Here is a 16,631-nt window from a genome sequence, read left to right as displayed (position 1 = left end):
ATGCCCTTTGACCGCATCACCTTTTGCCTCGAACGTTTAACTGACTACCGAGAGTTTGAGCGTCTGTGCTCTGCGTTACTCGCCGGGGCGGGCTATCCAAACATCGACCCTCTTGGTGGCACGGGGGATGGAGGACGCGATGCCATCGTTCGACAGGACGCCTCTGGCCGCAGGATTGGCTTCGCGTACACGGTTCGAGAGGATTGGCGGGCCAAGCTCAAAAGCGACTGTGCTTCGCTTGCAAAGAATCACCACAAGCTGGACGCGTTGGTCTATGTGTGCACAGAAGCGCTAAATGCTTCGCAAAAAGACTGGGCGTACGAACTCGTTCGCGACGACTTCGGGTGGGAGCTGGAACTCTTCGACCTCGAGCGGCTGCGGGCCCTTCTTGCTGGTCCTCATCGGCATCTCATCGCCCAACACCCAAGCATTTTTACGCCGCCCTTCTTCCCACAGAAAGGCGGCCAGTCGATGGTTGAATCACGAGACTTGGTGGTGATTGACCATGTGGATGCAGACCACGCGTTGGCGACGTGGTTGGCAAGAAGACTTGCGCTGGCAGGCTATTGTTCGTGGTGCCGGGGTATGGCGCCCCTTGTTGGCGAGAATGCGGACGAGACGGTTCGTGCGTTGCTTGAGTTCAGGGCAGCCCAGTACATACCTATCCTGTCTCCTGCAGCTCTTCAGGACCCGAGCTTGCTTGAGCGCTGCATCATCGCAGCAACTAGAGATAGGTTTGTTGCCCCTTGTACTGTCGCTCTGCCTCCTACCGCAACTCTGCCATCGAAGCTAAGTGCAGTCGTCGCTGCAGAGTTCGGCACCTCTTGGATGACGGGTCTGGAAGGTGTACTGGGCCGACTCAAAGCGCAGGGTGTTGAAATCCGTTTCGACGCGGTCCGAGGCCGTAGCATCGCGCTGGGGGGATACCTGCCAGACCGCGTCACAGTTGCTGAGCCTGAGCCGGTGTTCGCGAACGTTTTTCCATTGACGCTGCCTGACGTCATGAAGACGTTCGAGCTGCGCCATGCACCGAAGGAAGAAGAGCTTGAGGAGTGGCGGAAGTCCTGGCCATGCGCTCGCCTTGGTGACCGACTTTTCGCGGCGTTTCAAGAACCTCCTGATGAGGTCAAGGTTGCCGGAAAAGGTGGGGTGCTGTGGAAGGATGTCTTCGAAAAAGAGGGTCGTCGAACACGTGACATCGCCAAGGAGCTCGCACGTCGCAGTTTAGAAGTCGTATGTCTTCAAAAGGGGCTTAAATACTGCCCAGACAGGAAGGTATTTTATTACCCCGACCGCGACACAGGCCCTTGGGTGCAGCCGCTTCGGCATGTAGATGGTCGGCCCACGAAGGTGCAATTGACGGGAGAGCGGACAAAGGGGTTCGGTGAAAGAGCATCACTGTTTCTATACCAGCTTGCGCCGCGGTTCTCCGCACAATGCGATGCTCAAGGGAATTGGACAGTGCTGGTCAATGTCTATGTTCGAGTAACAGACCTCGAGGGGAAGGTGTTTGAGGGCAAGGAAATTGGCCGCCGTCGAAAGTTCGTTACCAAGCAATGGTGGAACAACCAATGGCTCTCACGCATGCTTGGTGTGGTGCAGGGGTTGGAGACTTCGGTTGGACATGTTCAGTTCGATGAAGGGGAAGCTGCCGTGGTGATGAGCACTTCTCCCTTGACCTGGCAGTGTCCTATCGGCTTGGACGTTGGCGTACTCAGTGGCGCCTATGACATGGGCGAGGAGCTGGCGGAGTATCGAACAAGAGACGAAGACGAAGACGACGAGGTTCCAAGCCCAGACAAGGATGGAGGTTCAGCGAAATGAGCGACAGTTTCCACTTTCTCGGTGAGCCGTTATTGGAGTTTGGAGAGCAGCAGACGGCGGAAGACCCCCACGATGGTCTTGCCTTGTTCGGCCCTGCAGACCGTCGCACGCAGATGTCGGACTACGTGGTCTTCGGCACGCCGAGGGGAACCGAGCTATGGACCGAGTGGTGCTCGGCCATGAACTCTCCTGCAGCATGTGTGGACGTGGCGAAGCATCGCGCATGGCCGCCATTTCCAGGTTTTGAGGTCGCGTTTGGGGCTAAGTGGCCTAGACCTCTACGAACGTTCGTCATCAACGAAACAGAGCTTTCCAATGCGTCGCGCAAAACGGACCGCCATGAACGAGCCTTTTCAGTGGCGAATCTATACATGGCACAACTAGAGAAGCTGGCAAAGCTCGATGCGCGCCCAGCCTTGGCCGTGTGTGTCGTGCCTGATGAGGTCTATGAGAACTGCCGGCCCAAATCATTTGTCGCGCCCGACAAGCGCAGTGACTCAGGCCTCTCCAAGGAAAAGGTTGGGCTGTTCAAGGCTGTCATGAAGGACCGCGCCAAGGGTCAAGCTCGTATGTTCGAGGACGACGATATTGAAGAGCTGGACGACTATGAAAGTGCCCACGCGCTTTCCCCAGACTTTCGCCGCCAGTTGAAGGCACGGATGATGGGTCACGAGTTGCCTGTTCAAATTATCAAAGAATCAACGCTACATGTGACGCCGCAAGTCCGGAACGGCGAGAAGGGTACCAATCCTTTGTCCGACCGGCTCTGGAACTTCTCCACTGCCGTCTACTACAAAAGCGGCGCTAAGCCATGGAAGACTCCATGGGCCCGAGAAGGCGTCTGCTATGTCGGCATCGCCTATAAATTGACTGAAGACGGTCGGCAGGCCTGCTGTGCAGCCCAGATGTTTCTCGACAGTGGCGACGGCTTGGTGTTTGTTGGCGAGTTCGGCCCGTGGTACTCAAGGGAGAAAGGCGAGTTCCATCTGCCTCCAGACAAAGCCGAAGCTCTGTTGAGAGGTGTCATCGAGACCTATCAGCAGCAAGACGGGAGACCTCTCACAGAAATTTTCCTCCATGCCCGTTCAGGCATCGAGGAGGCAGAGTACCAAGGCTTTCGTCGTGCTTGTCCTGAGGGAGTGAATCTGGTTGCGATACGCGTACGACAGGAGCGGCAGGGACACCGTCTGTATCGGTTTGACGAACATCCAGATGTCGCGAAGCGCGGTCAACACCCAGTCCAGAGAGGGGTGTTTTGGCAGCGCGGTCCGCGGTACGGCTTTCTCTTCACCAACGGCTTCAAACCCCGGCTTGGTACTTACGATGGGTTCGAAATTCCCGTGCCGCTGGCAATCACCATTCAGCACGGCAAAGCAGACCTGCTTCAGGTCGCACGGGACATCTTGGGGCTCACCAAGCTGAACTACAACGCCTGCCAGCTAGGGGAAGGACAGCCAATCACAGTTAAGTATTCAGACCGTGTGGGTGAGATACTTCTTGCAAACCCCGGGCTAACCTCCGACAAATGGAAGCCGAACTTCAAGTATTACGCGTGATGCTGGAGGGCCTGGGGACAAAAGGCCTCTAGAGCGATGCAAGAAACTCGAGCAAGGCTGCATTTACCGCATCAGGGGCCTCTTGGGGCAGCCAGTGACCGACACCTGGTATCACATGGGAGCCTCGCAGATGAGGCGCGAATGCTGGCATAGCTTGGATGATGTCTCGCATACTTGGCATTGCGAGACCGGTGTCGCGGTCGCCGACCAAGTACAGGGCCGGTACTTCAACGCGACGACCCTCAAAGGCCGCATCGGAGCGCCAGTTCGCGTCCAGGTTGCGGTAGTAGTTGAGGCCTCCCGCGAACCCGGTGCGGTCAAAGGCCTGGACGAACACGGCCATGTCTTCCGGCGCGAGCCAGTCAGGCAACTCCGATGGCGTGGGAAGGCCATCCAGCAGTCCTTGCCCACGCGGTAGAAGGCCAAAAGGGTTGGGCGTCGTTGGGTCCTCCCGAGAGCCGGCGGCCCCGGAGGCGGCGTAGTAAATTTTGCGCAGCGTGAGTTCGACGTCCGCTTGCAGTTCGCGCTCGGCTACTCCAGGCTCCAGGAAGTAGTGGATGTAGGCCCAAACGTTCTCCATCTTGGGAAACAACAAGCTCGGGAACTGTGGTGTCCGGCCCATCATCGGAACGCCCATACCTACAACAGCGCGGAAACGGTCTGGTCGCAGGCGAGCCGCTTGCCAAGCCAAAGTTGCTCCCCAGTCATTACCCACCAGAACAGCTTGCTTCTCTCCCAGCGCGTCAATCAACCCAACCAGGTCGCCGACAAGCTCAAGCAGCCCATAGGCCTCCGGCTGCTCAGGGCAGTCGCTCTCACCGAAACCTCGAAGGTCTGGTGCCACCGCTCGATAGCCAGCCTGCGACAGTACTTGCACTTGGTGGCGCCATGCATGGGAGGTCTCGGGGAATCCATGGCACAGGAGCACGAGAGGGCCCACGCCTTGTTCAAGCACATTGAAGCTCAAGCCGTTGGCGCGCACGGTATGGTGTGGAATCTTTGTCATAGTCACGTCCCTAAACACTTTATGTAGCGTAACATTTAAAGTTGCGCAATGTTTGAATGCCTCAAGACACCCGCCTTGCGCGCCTGCTTCATGTGCTGATTCACATGCATCTGCACGGCGGCTCCACAACATCTGAAACCATCGCAACGATGCTGAGGACGAACCCGGTCCTCGTGCGCAGAATGATGGCTGGCTTGCGAGACGCCGGCTATGTCATCTCCAGCGGCGGGCGTGGAGGCGGCTGGACACTGACTTCAGGCTTCGACCAATTGACCGTTGCAGATGTGCATCGCGCGGTCGCAGCGCGTCAAGTCTTTGCGTTTGGTCCCGCAACAGACAACCCTCAATGCCCTGTGGAGGCGGCTGCGAATCGCTTCTTGGAAGCATCGATGGAGCTGGCTGAAGAAGCATTGGTCCGCCAGTTGGCAACCAAGAGGCTCCTGGATATCGCTGCGGAGGTGCCTTGAAGATGCTGGCTCCAGTGCAAGCCGAGGCTGATTGCGGTCTGTCCTAACGGTGCTTAGACCTTGGACAGTTGCTGCTCGCGGATGTCGTTGACAGCTGCTGTGGGGACTTCAAACCGCTCGATACGCCCCACGACAAGCCAGTAGTTGAGCACTGCCACACAACCACGGGCATTGCCTTCGTATTCCCGCCCCCCCGTAGGCCTGTGCTGCGCCTGTGTGAGCGTTGATGGTGATTTGCTTAGCGTGCATCCGTTCAGTGGTTAGAAGGCTCGATAATTCATGATTGAGTGCAACGAAGTGCTCACAAACATACAAGGTAGAAACATGAATTTGAAAGAGCTGCTCGCGGCCAAAGCCGCGCTTGATGCAGAGATTGCAACCGCGAGGAAGGGGGAGTCAACAGCTGCGTTGCGGCGCGTGCAAGAGCTCGTCAGCGAGTTTGGGTTCACGATGCAGCAAGTCTTCCCGCTCAAACCGCTCAAAGATAAAAATGCAGGTGAGGCAAAGTACCAAGACCCTGACACGGGAAAAACGTGGACAGGCCGCGGGAAGCCTCCAACGTGGATTGTTGGCAAAAATCGCGAGGACTTCTTGATTGTCCAGCCCGAACACGAATCACACCAGCGGGCGCCTTACCTGGCTGAGATGGCTGCCGCGGCGGGTCGCAACCACCACTGATGCTGAGGCTTGAATTTAGCCAGGCGAGCATCTCGAGCAACAGTGCCTCGCCAGCGCAAAGTGCTGCTGCTGTACGGTACGGGCCCTCATGGGCCGCAGCGCCAATAAGCACGACCCCCGTAGACTATGCCCAAGCCTGACAAGGCTTGTCTGTTGGCGCAGGCGAGACATGCTCCGCTTGCTTATCGACTTTGGAACTGTCTGACTTCGAAACGTCAGGAGCAAAAGCTGATGGGGTGGTGCGCGCGGCTGCTGCTGGCCTGACCGCAGGCGGGGATGGGCGCAATTTTCGCCTCTTCGCGGCGCGCTGTCTTTGCGCCGTGCGGGAAGTCATAGCAGGAGGGTTGACTGTTGCTACAGGAGCCACACTATCAACCCAAGTCTCGCGGTCGAGCGCACGAACAACGCTCAAGAGCGTCTTGACGGTCGTGCCGGCACCGCCTTCCCGATTACGCAACGCTCGCACGCTCACCCCCGCACGTGCAGCAAGCGTCTTTTGGTCAAGATTTTTGTTCAGCCGCAGCCGCTTGAGCTGTCCGCCCAAGTGCGCCTCCATTTCGTCGACGGTTCTAGTTGCTAACATTGCAAACCCCACAATCGCCCTTAGTCAGTCACAAAGCTAGCAAAAAAAGGATAAGAATCCTTTTAAGGCATATTGATAGCGAGGCACAGTTTAAAGCTGGTGCAGCGGTCGCAAACAGCGAATTTCTAACATTTAACATGGTAGAAGGCGAGTAACTAATGTTGGCGCCTCGTAAACCCATCTAGAGTCATGCAAGAAAAAACATCAGCCTCGGTCAAGACGTTGACGAGCATTCAACCCTCTACCTGTAGGAAAAATTAGTAGCCAGTGTGGATATTGCAAGATAGTAGTTATTTGGCATAAAGTTTTTTCATACGAAAGGTGGGGTACTGTGAGCTCAGGAAAATACGCCATTCGTTCTGACTTGGTCTATGAATTGCTAACCTATGGTGACGGCCTTGGTCAAAAGATGTTGAGCATTAAAGGGAACTGGAGTAATGGACACCAAAGTAACGTAGCCAAAGGCATTTTGACGTGGCTCGCCCAAAAAGCGTTCAATTCCAATCCTATGCCCTGGCAACCCGACACATGCTTTTGTTATTCATTGCAGAAAGAAGTGTTCGAGAATGTCACTTCAAAGCTGGTTTATTTGATTGAAAATGAACAGCATATCATCCACGCAGCCGTAGACGAATTGCGCACAATGCGATGTGCGCATGAACAATGGCTGAAAAATTATCACAAAGAGAAAGTAATAAATGTTGGCGGAGTCGATTTTATATCTCTGGGGCGTGCATATCTAGACGAATACAGCGATAAAATTCGGAAAGGTTTCGCCTCTACGTTGTATGAGCTCAAGGTCTTTAGCGAGGCGCTTCATGCGACTGGCGAAAGCAATATACCCGATATTATGGTTCCACATAATTTGTTAACGTCTTGGTCGAGACACGCCGGGTATCCGCAGCGTAGTGTAAAAGTCCAAACACTTATTCCCATCAATGACATATTGTGTTCCGCTGATTTTTTACAGACGAGGAGCACTAATAAAGAAATTATGGCTATAGAGGGGGGTGAATGGATTGTTCTGACTATGAATCCAACAGGGTTTAGAAAAATACCAGCACAAGATATTTCTTTGGCTTGTAACAGCCTTCGACCTGAAAGCATGAAGGTGCCGGACTTGATGACCTGCAGAAGTCAGCTTAAAAAAGGCTTCCCGCTTAGTAAAAGGGATAGTGGGCTGACATTTTCGTCTGAGTTTTTTTTCGAAAACAGAGTTCGTCAATTGCCTTGGGGAGAGCGAGTAAGGTTAGCTTGGAAAATGCTACTAGGTCACCCCTTTTAATTGACCTAAATTCGTACTGGGGGCTGAAATCCATAACGGCATATGTGCCTGGTACATTCTCGCGGCTCATAAGGAACCGCCGACGTCACGGTTTAGGTTCATCCATTCAAAGAAGGGTGCAGAAAATTTTTTATCCACTACAACCTTCTGGGGTCGCGTACTGGCATCCATTACACGTTGTCCGTCTGTATCTACTAAGAGCAATCCATCAAAATGCTTCAAAATAGCCAATAAAGCCTGGCAGGTCAGCACATGCTTTCGCGTTAGGTCATCAACAGAGTTCTGAGTAACGGGTGGACTGACTTTAAGAGGCCCCAACTGTGACTTTGTCGCCTCTAGCTCAGCGATATAGGCCTTAAGTCGGTTTATCTCCCGTCGCAGGCTCTCTGCCCCGACTTCTGCCGCTATCACGAGCGCACCCGCCTTGGGGTCATCCAGGCTCCTGCGGTCGATTGCATCGGTGCCTTCGGCACAGCTATGCGCCATGTATGAAAGTAACAGAACCTTATACCGCTTATTTCGGAGTAAGGTTGCTCGATTGCAACTCGCTCCTTCCTGCTCACTGATATGTTTTGCCAGCATGTCAGCGAGGTCCGTGATGTATTCACATTTCAAGCGCTTCTTCTTCATGTATGCAAGGAATTCTCGAACAAGAGCCTCTCTACGTTCCTGCTTTGCCTGTTGCCAGTCTGCGAAAGGGTTTTTGCCGACCATTTTTATATATTCCCCAAAAGAACGGGGGGGTGCGGCTCTGGCAGTGCCTGTAGGTGCATATCCGTTGTCAGCAGGGCCACGACGCCCCGATAGTTAAGCCCGTTAGCTTCGACGATTGTTCTAAGAAGACCGGCACATTGTGACGCAACGTCAGGTGGCTGACTGGACATCAAGGCGGCCCGAATGTTGCCTGCATTTGCCAGCAACTGGCGCCTCAGCAGGTCAAAGCGCGCCTTAATCTCTGGGCTGTCAAAGGTGGGGTATGCCACACTTTCGGCAAGGCGTGCCAAGATGTATGCGGTGTCGTTTGTGGGGACGGCGAGTCGTTGCAATGACTGTTGGATGATGTCAGGCTTTGAAACTACCCAGCGGCGCGAGTCTTGCCCAACTTCAAGGAGACGCCTTTGCACTTCAAGCACTTCACTGACCAGCTTCCACGCTGCTAGTTCATCACCAAGGCGCTGGCGCTCCGCTTCAAGCTGCTCTTGTTCAGAGTCAGAATGGTGGTCTTCGAAGTCATCCGCATCAAGCTGATACTCGATAGCCTCGAGTTGCTCGGCACCCTGTTTGACTTTCGCTACCACTGCGGGAAGATGGTCAACGCTACGTACAGCGTATGGGCACATTCCGCATCGACCGATGCCTCGGAGGTCCTTCAGCACGTCAGGAGGGCAGTGATTGCCAAACGGACAGACTTCCGTTTTGTTAAACGATGCGTTGGCTCCTCTTGTTTCTCTCAGAATGTCGATGCCATTTCTGCCGTCCTCCCTAAGCGAGAGTGTTACACAGCCGTAGGAAGCGAGTGTTTCGTCCATGTTCTGCTGCATTGCTTGTGAGAAGGCAGATGTCGCTCCATCGGCCCTAATGAAATGAGGATTGGGCTGGTGAGGGGCGGCCACCAACGTGTCAAACTCCTTTCCATAAGCGCGAATCTGAAGCTCCACGGATTGCTGTGCCTGCGCAGCTCGCACATCGTCATCATCGATATGCACATAGTGATACACCACACCGGTGTGCTGTCCTGTCACATACCTCCCAATGAACTCGGCTGGAAGCACCGTGATGAGATACGATACAACTCCCACCCTCGCGCTGTGGGGTGTAATATCACTCTTGGGTATTAGAACGATGGAGCGTTCGGTCGAATCAACGTGTTGTTTTAGGAGTGCCCTACGGTCTGTTGCGCTATATGGGATATTGGGTGGAAGCAAGTCTAGGAGTGGTGCAACGCGGCCGCAGTCTATCTCCGATAACATACCTTGAACGCCCATAAGAATGTTGCTCCAGATTGTGGCGTATCGACTGTCCGGATGGGGATGGCCGTCATCTTCGACTGAAAATAGAGGGACTATCGAAGGCCATTTCGTTTTGGGATTGCGTTCGTAATAGACTTCCTGGTTGAATCCAAGGCAGTCAATAAGGTTTCGCCAGCGAAGCTGCTCTCGGAGCACTTCTATCACCCGCATGTTGACATGTGGCTCCCAGCTCGTTGTCTTAACCTTGTCCGTGTTGACTAGCAACTTCGTTATCTCAACATCGTCGGGATGTACTTTTGAGGCAAAGGTTCTTGCATCGAGCCACTGTATGTGCTGATTCCGGATGCCTGTGTAGATAGCTACTAATACGTGGTGAAGCCCGTGAGGCTGCGGAATTCGCAGCGTACGACCATCTTTCAGTCTGAATGTCCCAAGGTCTAGGCAGTTAGGTAGGAACTGTAACCTGTACGCCTTGCCCCTGAAGAACACCATCGGGACGTATCCAACAATAACAGATGCACGCAGAGTGTCGATGATATTTAGCTTTGGATTGAAGATGGAAAGGTCGTTGGGCGCTATTTCACTTGCAAGTATGCGTTCGAGCACGACATGAGTGTATGTGACCAACGCTTCGACATATGCAATATAGAATGCAAACAGCCGTCGTGGAATCGGTCGCTTGTTCGTGCCGGCAGACCTACCCACCGAGGGAAAATCGTGCTTGGCGAGGGGTTGAGTAAATCCTTGGCATCCGGGCAGTTCCTTGGAATTTCTTTCCAAAAATTCAAAAAAATGCGCGACGTTTTTCAAGGTCATGTAGTGGGTGACAGGTGCCCACCTTAAACGTTGCCCGCACTCTTCGATGAATTCCAAAAATGTAAGAGGAACCTCAAAGTCATGAGGGATTAAGCGTGATATGAAAATTCCCACCAGCATCTGATTTGGCTTTGAGGGAAAATTGAGCTTAGTATCCCGATGCTGGTCGAACCAATATGGTAAATAGAAAAAAAGATAGAGATTGAGGTATCCAATAGATTTTAATTTTTCTTTTGTGGTTTCCACTCGTAGCTTGCGAATGTAAATCCTCTGGATTTCAATCCACGTCTTTCGCATTGATGAGAAATCTACGTCGAGACCAGGTAGTGATTTGACGCGAATGATTCGCTCAGGCAGTGCATCTGACGGAAGCATTGAGAACACCTCAAGGGTGCTATCCGGTTTTTTTGGGCTACTTAGCATACGGCTTGTCTTGTAGTTCTTGCGCTCCGCATCTCGTAATGCCTCATCCCATGCGCGGACTGAAACGTTCACGTCAGCCCCATAACGTCGCTCCAACACTGTCACTAGAGCTCGATAGCCAATTGACCTGCCGCAACGGCTAAAGTCGGTTGAGTCGTTTGCCTCCTTCAGTTTGATAAGGTCGTCCAGATTGACGTCTTCTGGCTGGTTCCACCCGAGAGAAAGCAACAACTTTGTGCCATGTGAAAGAAACCAGGTCCTGCGACTTTTATGTGTTGTCACCGACTCAAGTGCTTCAGCGTATGGCGATTCGGCATCACCGACCGAACGCACGAGCTTGATAAGCTCGGAGCCCAGGAATGGCGTAATTTCCATCCGGGCTTTATTTTCTCGCTTAGGGAATGGCCATCTGAATGAAAATGGGAGCGTGATGGCGCCGCGGCTGTGCAATGCAATGAGAAAAAAACCAAGACCGAATTGGACTGTAGCTCGGTAACTGGGTCGATAGGGATAAGGGCCGTCCGGCTCAGCCAGGGTTAATCTGTAGAATGCTTCTTTTGACATTGGACCGTTTATGAAGCTTTCTGCTGCAAATGCTTCAAGAACGTAGGATTCATCGAACTTCACACCTCGCTTGACGAGGGTGCAGAGACAGACGTATTTAGCGTATGCCAGTCGAGTACGGGTCTTCGTCGTAACGGCAGCAAGGTCAAAATCTTCTGCGCCGTAGAGGCCGACCAGCGCAGTAGCGGCTTCCTCGAGCGACAAACGCACCGCAAGGTCAAGCTCTTTTCCGGTTAAATTGATGACGAGCTGTCCCCTTGTGGTATTAAGCATCCTTCCTACCTCACCGAAATTGGGCTAATGCTTTCTGCTAAAATAGAAATTTCAACTGCCGCTAGCTTTGCCTGCAGCGCATCGCGCTTCATCTGATTCAATGATTTGATGCTGCCATTTCCGAAGACCATGGTATTTGCGAACGCAAGTTCTATCTGAAGAAGGTCGGTATCATGGCGGGCATATCGTTCAGTAGAAGTCACGCTGTTGTGACCCATGAGATGCTTTACGAGTCCGATAGGCAATCCATAGGACCCGTCAGCACGGGGGAAATAATTAAGCAGGTACGTTCCATATAAGTGACGAAGCGAATGGACGCTCAGACCTTTGCGCTCGCTTGCCAGTAGGATGCAGCCTGCAACTGCAGTTTGGAACACTTCATTCCGCGTGCTGGGTGCGCTTAGAAAGAAGGGTCTGCCCTCCATGCCCTTTCTACGGTGTTGAAATACGAACTGATGTAGCCCATGAGGCATGTATTCAAATCGTATGTATTTCTCCAACGCCTCGAAGAAAATAGAGGCAAAAGGCTCGATGAGAAAAGTTGTCTGCGTGGCGCGGCCCTTCCAGACCAATTTGTCGCGCTCCCAAGGTTCGAGAGCCAAATAACTACTGTCGTTGGCCCTACGATTGGGCGCGACAAGCTTTACCGTGCTTTCCGCAACTCGAACGTCCTCCCAAAGCAGCTGTAAGGCTTCGCTGATGCGGCATCCGGACGCCGCACAGAAGCTGTACAAGGCTTTGTCCCGCCAAGACGGCATTTTATCGATTAGTGGTAGGGCTGCGTCAAAAGGAAAGGCGCGCTTCTCGTTGTAGGGCGAGGTTCCTCTGACGCTTGGCAGCGCCGCTTCCTTCAAAAGCTGCGGCCCGCCAGATACTACTCCAGCAAGCATGGAACTAGTCAATAGAGCTGCCTTCTGGAAACGCTTGGTTGGACGAGTGCCGACGGAAGGCAGAAGTGGGAGGGGGTCGATGGTCGACGTCAACAAACCGTGTCTCGCCAACTCTTCGAGGTGCTTTCGAAGAGTCTCGGACAACTCAATGAACCGACGTACCGGTGCATGCATCAAGTCGCAGCTTGCAGTACTGACCATAGGCGACGGTAGTGTCGAACTGACATCACGTGCGAGTCGGTTGCCTGAGTGACCCCCGTACACAAGGTATTCGCGATATGCCGCTAGCACATCGACTAAATCATCCCGCGTCGGGACGGCCGCCTTGGTCGCAAGGTGCCTTGTTGCCTCTATGAAATAGTCGAAGAACCGAGCCAAATTTCGACAGTACGCCATCCGAGTGTTGACGGGGTTGCGAATAATGCTGTTCGCAAACGCGTCAAAGGATGCGACGCGTCGACCGTCCACGTCGAGGAGAGCGAAGGATTTTCGACCATCGACCTCGATACCAAGGAGCGAGACGTTCTTCAAGCGCCCTCCAATGTGCAACTGCAAACACTCTACAGAAGAGGTGAAGCCTGTCTAACGATGTTACGCCTTGATGCGCAACATGCCTCCCTATGCTGATTCGAGCATGCGGAACAGTGCAGTTTGACCCGGTCCGGTGGGCGGTTTCTGGTTTGATTCTCAAACCATCTGGGGTGCTTCGTCAGCGTACGGTGGGTCGTGCTTCCAGGCATTGAATCGTGCCTGCTGGCTTCAGAGGTGAGGGGTAGCCCAGACCGCTGTGACGGCGCCTGGGGTTGTGCCAACCTTCAATCCAAGTGAAGACGGCCATGCGGGCCTGCGCCTTTGAATCAAAGCTGTGACCTGTGACTCTCGATGAGTTCAGCCTCCAGGCTGGCAAAGAAGCTCTCAGCCATCGCGTTGACATAGGCATCTCCCTCAGTGCCCATTGAGGGGCGAACACCCATCTGACGGCAGCGCTCGCCGAAGGCCAGGCTGGTGTATCGGCTGCCTTGGTCACTATGGTGGATGACGTCTTGCGGCTTGCGCTGGGTCAGCGCCATGTTGAGCGCCGATAGCACCAAGTCGGTCGTCATTCTCTCGGTCATAGACCAACCCACCACACGCCGGCTCCACACGTCGATGACCACGGCCAAGTGCAAGAACCCCCGTCCAGGTGGGCACGTAGGTCATATCGGCCACCCAGAGTTGATAGGGTTCTCTAGCCTTGAACGACCATGTCGTTGGCGGATGAGAAGCGTTTGTCTTAGCGCGTGGTAATCGAGAAGCCACGGCGTTGGTGGCGGATGCCCTGGATGCAGGCCAGACGCATCAGGCGCACAACGCGCTGTAGGCTGATGGAGGCACCTTGCTCGATGAGCTCGGCCCTCACGCGCGGCATGCCGTAGGACTCATATGAGTCCTTGTGAATCTGGCGTATTCGTTCGGTCATTACTGCGTTGGTGATGCTGCGCTGGGAAGGCCTGTGCTCTCGCCAAGCGTAGAAGCCGCTGGCGGATACGCTTAGAACACGGCACATGGTGCGCACGGGGAAGTCGGCCTGGTTTGCCATCATGAGTCCGAAGACTTCGTCGAAGTCGCATCGCTGCGACTGCCAAACCAGGTCGTAGGCTTTGCCAGGATGTCACGCTCCTGCTGAACTTGACGCAGTTGACGACGCAGCCGTACCAGCTCCTCGCGCTCGACGCAGGTCAAGCCTTCCTTGCCGGGCAGCGGTTTGCCACTATCAATGGCTGCTTGACCGACCCAGTTGGTGATGGACTGCGCGGTGACGTTGAATTCGCGTGAGAGTTCGGCAGGCGTGCGTCCGGCACGTACCAACTCGACCATCTGCTGCCTGAACTGCGCCGGATACGGCTGCCTGACTTTGGACATTTGCGGCTCCTTGAACACAAACAATGTTGTGTCCACGCAACCGGGTCAACTCCACAGGCGAACTTAGCTTAGCTTGGCGCGGCGGACAGGAATCGAACCCGTAACCCCCAGCTTAGAAGGCTGGTGCTCTATCCGGTTGAGCTACCGCCGCGCATAAACTTAATACATTCCTAATGTGCAACTAGGAAGACCGTCAATAAGAACCCCCGACCTATTGCTTAGAAGGCAATTGCTCTATCCGGTTGAGCTACGGGCAGGTATGGCCGCTGACGGGCCAGCGCGGATCATACCCGCAATGGGCGGGCGCTCAGGGCTTGGCGGCGTGCCCTGGCGCCCTTGCCGTCATTCGGCGTCTTCTTCTTCCTCGAACACCACCGAAGGGGGGGCCATCACGCGCGCCATGTCGCTCAGCGTGGGCACCAGGCCGCGTGCGAGGTAGCTGTAGGGCGTGTCGGGCTCCAGCGCCGCAGCGGCAATATTGGCCATGGGCTGGTTCATCGACAGGTAGTAGCTGCCCACGGGTGCTTCGACGGCGCCGCGCGTGAGCGCATAGGCGCCGCTGGCGGGCGTGGCCGAGCGGGCCTCGTTGTACGAGTCGGCCAGCAGCTGGCCGGGCTCGGCCACCTTGAGCACTTGCAGGCCCAGCAGGCGCAGCCTGTCCACGGCGGTCTGGGCGCTGGCGGACAGCCAGTAGCCGCAGGAGCGCGGGCGCGACAGCGTGGTGCGGGCCTGCAGGGAGGCGTTCCAGTCCACGCGCACCTGCTGGTCGGCACCCGTGTCGGGCTGGATCATGGTGAGCGTGCGCTGCTCGGGCGTCTGCTCGGCCTGGACGGCCAGTTGCTGGTGGCAGGCGAGAGAGGCGGTCTCACGCGCCACGAAGGCCTGCACCTGGGTGAGGTCCTTGGCGCGCTCGGCGCTCGAATGCAGCATGCGTGTGGCGGCGGTGACCAGGGTGTGCACGCGCCGCTGGATGTGGGCGCGGCCCAGGTCCGAGCCACGGCTGCTGACCAGATAGCCCACCGAGTTCTTGAGTCCGCTGATGTTGCGCAGCGAATCGGGCGCCAGGCTGCCCATGGAGATGGACTTGTCCTGCAGCTCCTGGCTGGTGGTGTAGTACCAGTCGCTGCTCAGGCCGGCCTGCGACAGCGCGGTGCGCAGCGGTGCCGTGTACCACTCGCGCGCAGCCTTGGTCACGAATTCATTCTGGTTGGCCGTGGCCGAATACTGCAGCAGGGCGTCGTAGCGCTGTATGGCCTGGTACTTCTGCAGGAAGATGCTGGCGGCCGGGAATTCCTGCAGGTCCACCACGGCGACGGGGCGGTAGTCGCGTGCCAGCGTGGCCAGGGCCTTGGCCTCCGGCGTGTTCAGGAGCAGGTGGTCATGGGCGATGTCGGTGCCATCGGCTGCATTGCGCGTGCCGGCTTCCACGGCATCGGGGTTGGCGCGCGGGACCAGGATCACGTTGATCTGCTGCAGCAGCGGCTCCAGCAGGCCGCCGGGAGCGAGTTCGCGGGCAATGATGAGCAATGCCTCGGTCCCTGCAGGCTCGTCGCCATGCTGGCCGGCCACGAGCATGACCGTGGGGCGGCGGCTGTCATACAGCGCCGACGGCTGGATGCCGGGAGCGCGCGTGGCCACCAGGGCCTGGATGGGGCTGCCGCGCTGCGAGCTGCCGGGCTGCACGATTCCCAGGCGCGTGTCGCGGCCCAGAGATTTGCTGGCCTGGCTGTTCAGCCAGGAAGACAGTTCGCTGGCCGTGGTGAACTGGTTGCGCTGCGGCGCCAGGCCGGGCGTGTCATAGCGCGTGGCCGGGTCGGGGAAGCGCGCCGCCACGGCCGCGTTGTAGGGCAGGGGGACGAGGTTGTTGGCCGGTGCGATCGGCTGCGTGGTCGCCTGGGGCACCACGGGTATTTCCGGGGCCGGGCGGGTGGGCGTGGCCACCTGGGGCTTGGAGGACGTGGGCCACGGCGGCAGCGGCGTGCTGGAGCAGGCGGCCAGCAGGGCGGTGCATGCCAGGGCCGACCACCGCAGCCGGCCCTGTGGCAGCTCCGGATCGGGGCGCTGGCTGGAGGGTATGGCGGGTGGAGTCAGCAGTGTCATGGCGTGGCCTTGAGGAACCAGTCGTGTGGAATCTTGGGGAATCCGGGAAAAAGGGGTGCGGCCTTCAGTCGCCGCAGGCCGCAATGCTATCGGGATGATAGCCATGCAGGCTTGCGGCGCGCTGTCGGCTGAAGGCGCAATCTGTGCAATGCAAAAGGGCTGCAGCCCCGGGGAGATGCAGCCCTTTGGGCTGGTGCAATGCCCGGCATGCCGCCTGGCACGCCGGGTATTCAGTGCCGGTCAGCGACCGTAGCCGCCGCGCGAGGAGCCGCCACGGCCACCGCCGCCGAAGCC

General features: G+C 56.0%; 11 protein-coding genes, 1 tRNA gene and 1 pseudogene. 5 read left to right on the top strand and 8 right to left on the bottom strand.

Annotated elements, in window-relative coordinates; translation table 11 throughout:
* Both L995_RS02195 and L995_RS02185 read left to right on the top strand, forming a co-directional pair.
* The gene (locus L995_RS02195; protein ID WP_047468669.1) at positions 1 to 1,824 is read left to right on the top strand and encodes a restriction endonuclease; all 1,824 of its coding nucleotides are present in this window, start codon (positions 1 to 3) and stop codon (positions 1,822 to 1,824) included.
* Complete coding sequence (locus tag L995_RS02185; RefSeq protein ID WP_156135968.1) at positions 1,821 to 3,380, top strand: hypothetical protein; 1,560 nt, start codon at positions 1,821 to 1,823, stop codon at positions 3,378 to 3,380. Before L995_RS02195 ends, L995_RS02185 begins: the two co-directional genes overlap by 4 nt.
* A gap of 28 nt (positions 3,381 to 3,408) precedes the next feature.
* Here L995_RS02185 and L995_RS02180 read toward each other — a convergent pair whose 3' ends face one another.
* Positions 3,409 to 4,386 (bottom strand): alpha/beta fold hydrolase, encoded by a 978-nt coding sequence (locus L995_RS02180; protein WP_047468835.1) that lies wholly within the window; start codon positions 4,384 to 4,386, stop codon positions 3,409 to 3,411.
* 56 nt (positions 4,387 to 4,442) lie between these two features.
* Between L995_RS02180 and L995_RS02175 the strand changes: the two genes are divergently transcribed.
* Both L995_RS02175 and L995_RS02170 read left to right on the top strand, forming a co-directional pair.
* Entirely contained in the window at positions 4,443 to 4,853 is a 411-nt protein-coding gene (locus L995_RS02175) for an Rrf2 family transcriptional regulator (RefSeq protein ID WP_047468663.1), read from the top strand.
* A 324-nt stretch (positions 4,854 to 5,177) separates the two neighbouring features.
* Positions 5,178 to 5,531: an H-NS histone family protein gene (locus tag L995_RS02170; protein ID WP_047468832.1), complete on the top strand. Its 354-nt coding sequence runs from the start codon at positions 5,178 to 5,180 to the stop codon at positions 5,529 to 5,531.
* A 124-nt stretch (positions 5,532 to 5,655) separates the two neighbouring features.
* On the opposite strand, the gene L995_RS31635 is transcribed toward L995_RS02170, so the two are convergent.
* The gene (locus L995_RS31635; protein WP_082001469.1) at positions 5,656 to 6,087 is read right to left on the bottom strand and encodes a helix-turn-helix domain-containing protein; all 432 of its coding nucleotides are present in this window, start codon (positions 6,085 to 6,087) and stop codon (positions 5,656 to 5,658) included.
* Between the two features lie 358 nt (positions 6,088 to 6,445).
* On the opposite strand from L995_RS31635, the gene L995_RS32725 reads away from it, so the two are divergent.
* The gene (locus L995_RS32725; RefSeq protein WP_156135967.1) at positions 6,446 to 7,399 is read left to right on the top strand and encodes a hypothetical protein; all 954 of its coding nucleotides are present in this window, start codon (positions 6,446 to 6,448) and stop codon (positions 7,397 to 7,399) included.
* 66 nt (positions 7,400 to 7,465) lie between these two features.
* On the opposite strand, the gene L995_RS32720 is transcribed toward L995_RS32725, so the two are convergent.
* From L995_RS32720 to L995_RS02140, 6 genes and pseudogenes are all read right to left on the bottom strand, one after another.
* Complete coding sequence (locus L995_RS32720) at positions 7,466 to 8,113, bottom strand: hypothetical protein (RefSeq protein WP_156135966.1); 648 nt, start codon at positions 8,111 to 8,113, stop codon at positions 7,466 to 7,468.
* 2 nt (positions 8,114 to 8,115) lie between these two features.
* Entirely contained in the window at positions 8,116 to 11,445 is a 3,330-nt protein-coding gene (locus tag L995_RS32715; RefSeq protein WP_156135965.1) for a hypothetical protein, read from the bottom strand.
* A 5-nt stretch (positions 11,446 to 11,450) separates the two neighbouring features.
* A complete protein-coding gene (locus L995_RS31630; RefSeq protein ID WP_156135964.1) occupies positions 11,451 to 12,866 on the bottom strand; it encodes a tyrosine-type recombinase/integrase in 1,416 nt (471 codons plus the stop codon).
* Between the two features lie 226 nt (positions 12,867 to 13,092).
* Positions 13,093 to 14,237 (bottom strand): annotated as a pseudogene (locus tag L995_RS02155) (IS3 family transposase); the annotation flags it as partial.
* 74 nt (positions 14,238 to 14,311) lie between these two features.
* A tRNA-Arg gene (locus tag L995_RS02145) sits at positions 14,312 to 14,388 on the bottom strand.
* Positions 14,389 to 14,579: 191 nt separating this feature from the next.
* The gene (locus L995_RS02140; protein WP_017404579.1) at positions 14,580 to 16,337 is read right to left on the bottom strand and encodes a M14 family metallopeptidase; all 1,758 of its coding nucleotides are present in this window, start codon (positions 16,335 to 16,337) and stop codon (positions 14,580 to 14,582) included.
* Between the last annotated feature and the right edge of the window lie 294 nt (positions 16,338 to 16,631).

It is taken from the genome of Delftia sp. ZNC0008, assembly GCF_000799035.1.
In the GTDB taxonomy this organism is placed as follows: Bacteria; Pseudomonadota; Gammaproteobacteria; order Burkholderiales; family Burkholderiaceae_C; genus Comamonas; species Comamonas tsuruhatensis.
The sequence above is the reverse complement of the archived record's forward strand: the minus strand, read 5'-3'. Positions and strand labels throughout refer to the sequence as shown.

Excerpts from the sequence above, each read along its gene's own strand:
- L995_RS02185 (WP_156135968.1), top strand. The coding sequence starts at position 1,821 with ATGAGCGACAGTTTCCACTTTCTCGGTGAGCCGTTATTGGAGTTTGGA.
- L995_RS02195 (WP_047468669.1), top strand. The coding sequence starts at position 1 with ATGCCCTTTGACCGCATCACCTTTTGCCTCGAACGTTTAACTGACTAC.
- L995_RS02140 (WP_017404579.1), bottom strand. The coding sequence starts at position 16,337 with ATGACACTGCTGACTCCACCCGCCATACCCTCCAGCCAGCGCCCCGAT.
- L995_RS02175 (WP_047468663.1), top strand. The coding sequence starts at position 4,443 with ATGCCTCAAGACACCCGCCTTGCGCGCCTGCTTCATGTGCTGATTCAC.
- L995_RS32715 (WP_156135965.1), bottom strand. The coding sequence starts at position 11,445 with ATGCTTAATACCACAAGGGGACAGCTCGTCATCAATTTAACCGGAAAA.
- L995_RS32720 (WP_156135966.1), bottom strand. The coding sequence starts at position 8,113 with ATGGTCGGCAAAAACCCTTTCGCAGACTGGCAACAGGCAAAGCAGGAA.
- L995_RS02180 (WP_047468835.1), bottom strand. The coding sequence starts at position 4,386 with ATGACAAAGATTCCACACCATACCGTGCGCGCCAACGGCTTGAGCTTC.
- L995_RS02170 (WP_047468832.1), top strand. The coding sequence starts at position 5,178 with ATGAATTTGAAAGAGCTGCTCGCGGCCAAAGCCGCGCTTGATGCAGAG.
- L995_RS31635 (WP_082001469.1), bottom strand. The coding sequence starts at position 6,087 with ATGGAGGCGCACTTGGGCGGACAGCTCAAGCGGCTGCGGCTGAACAAA.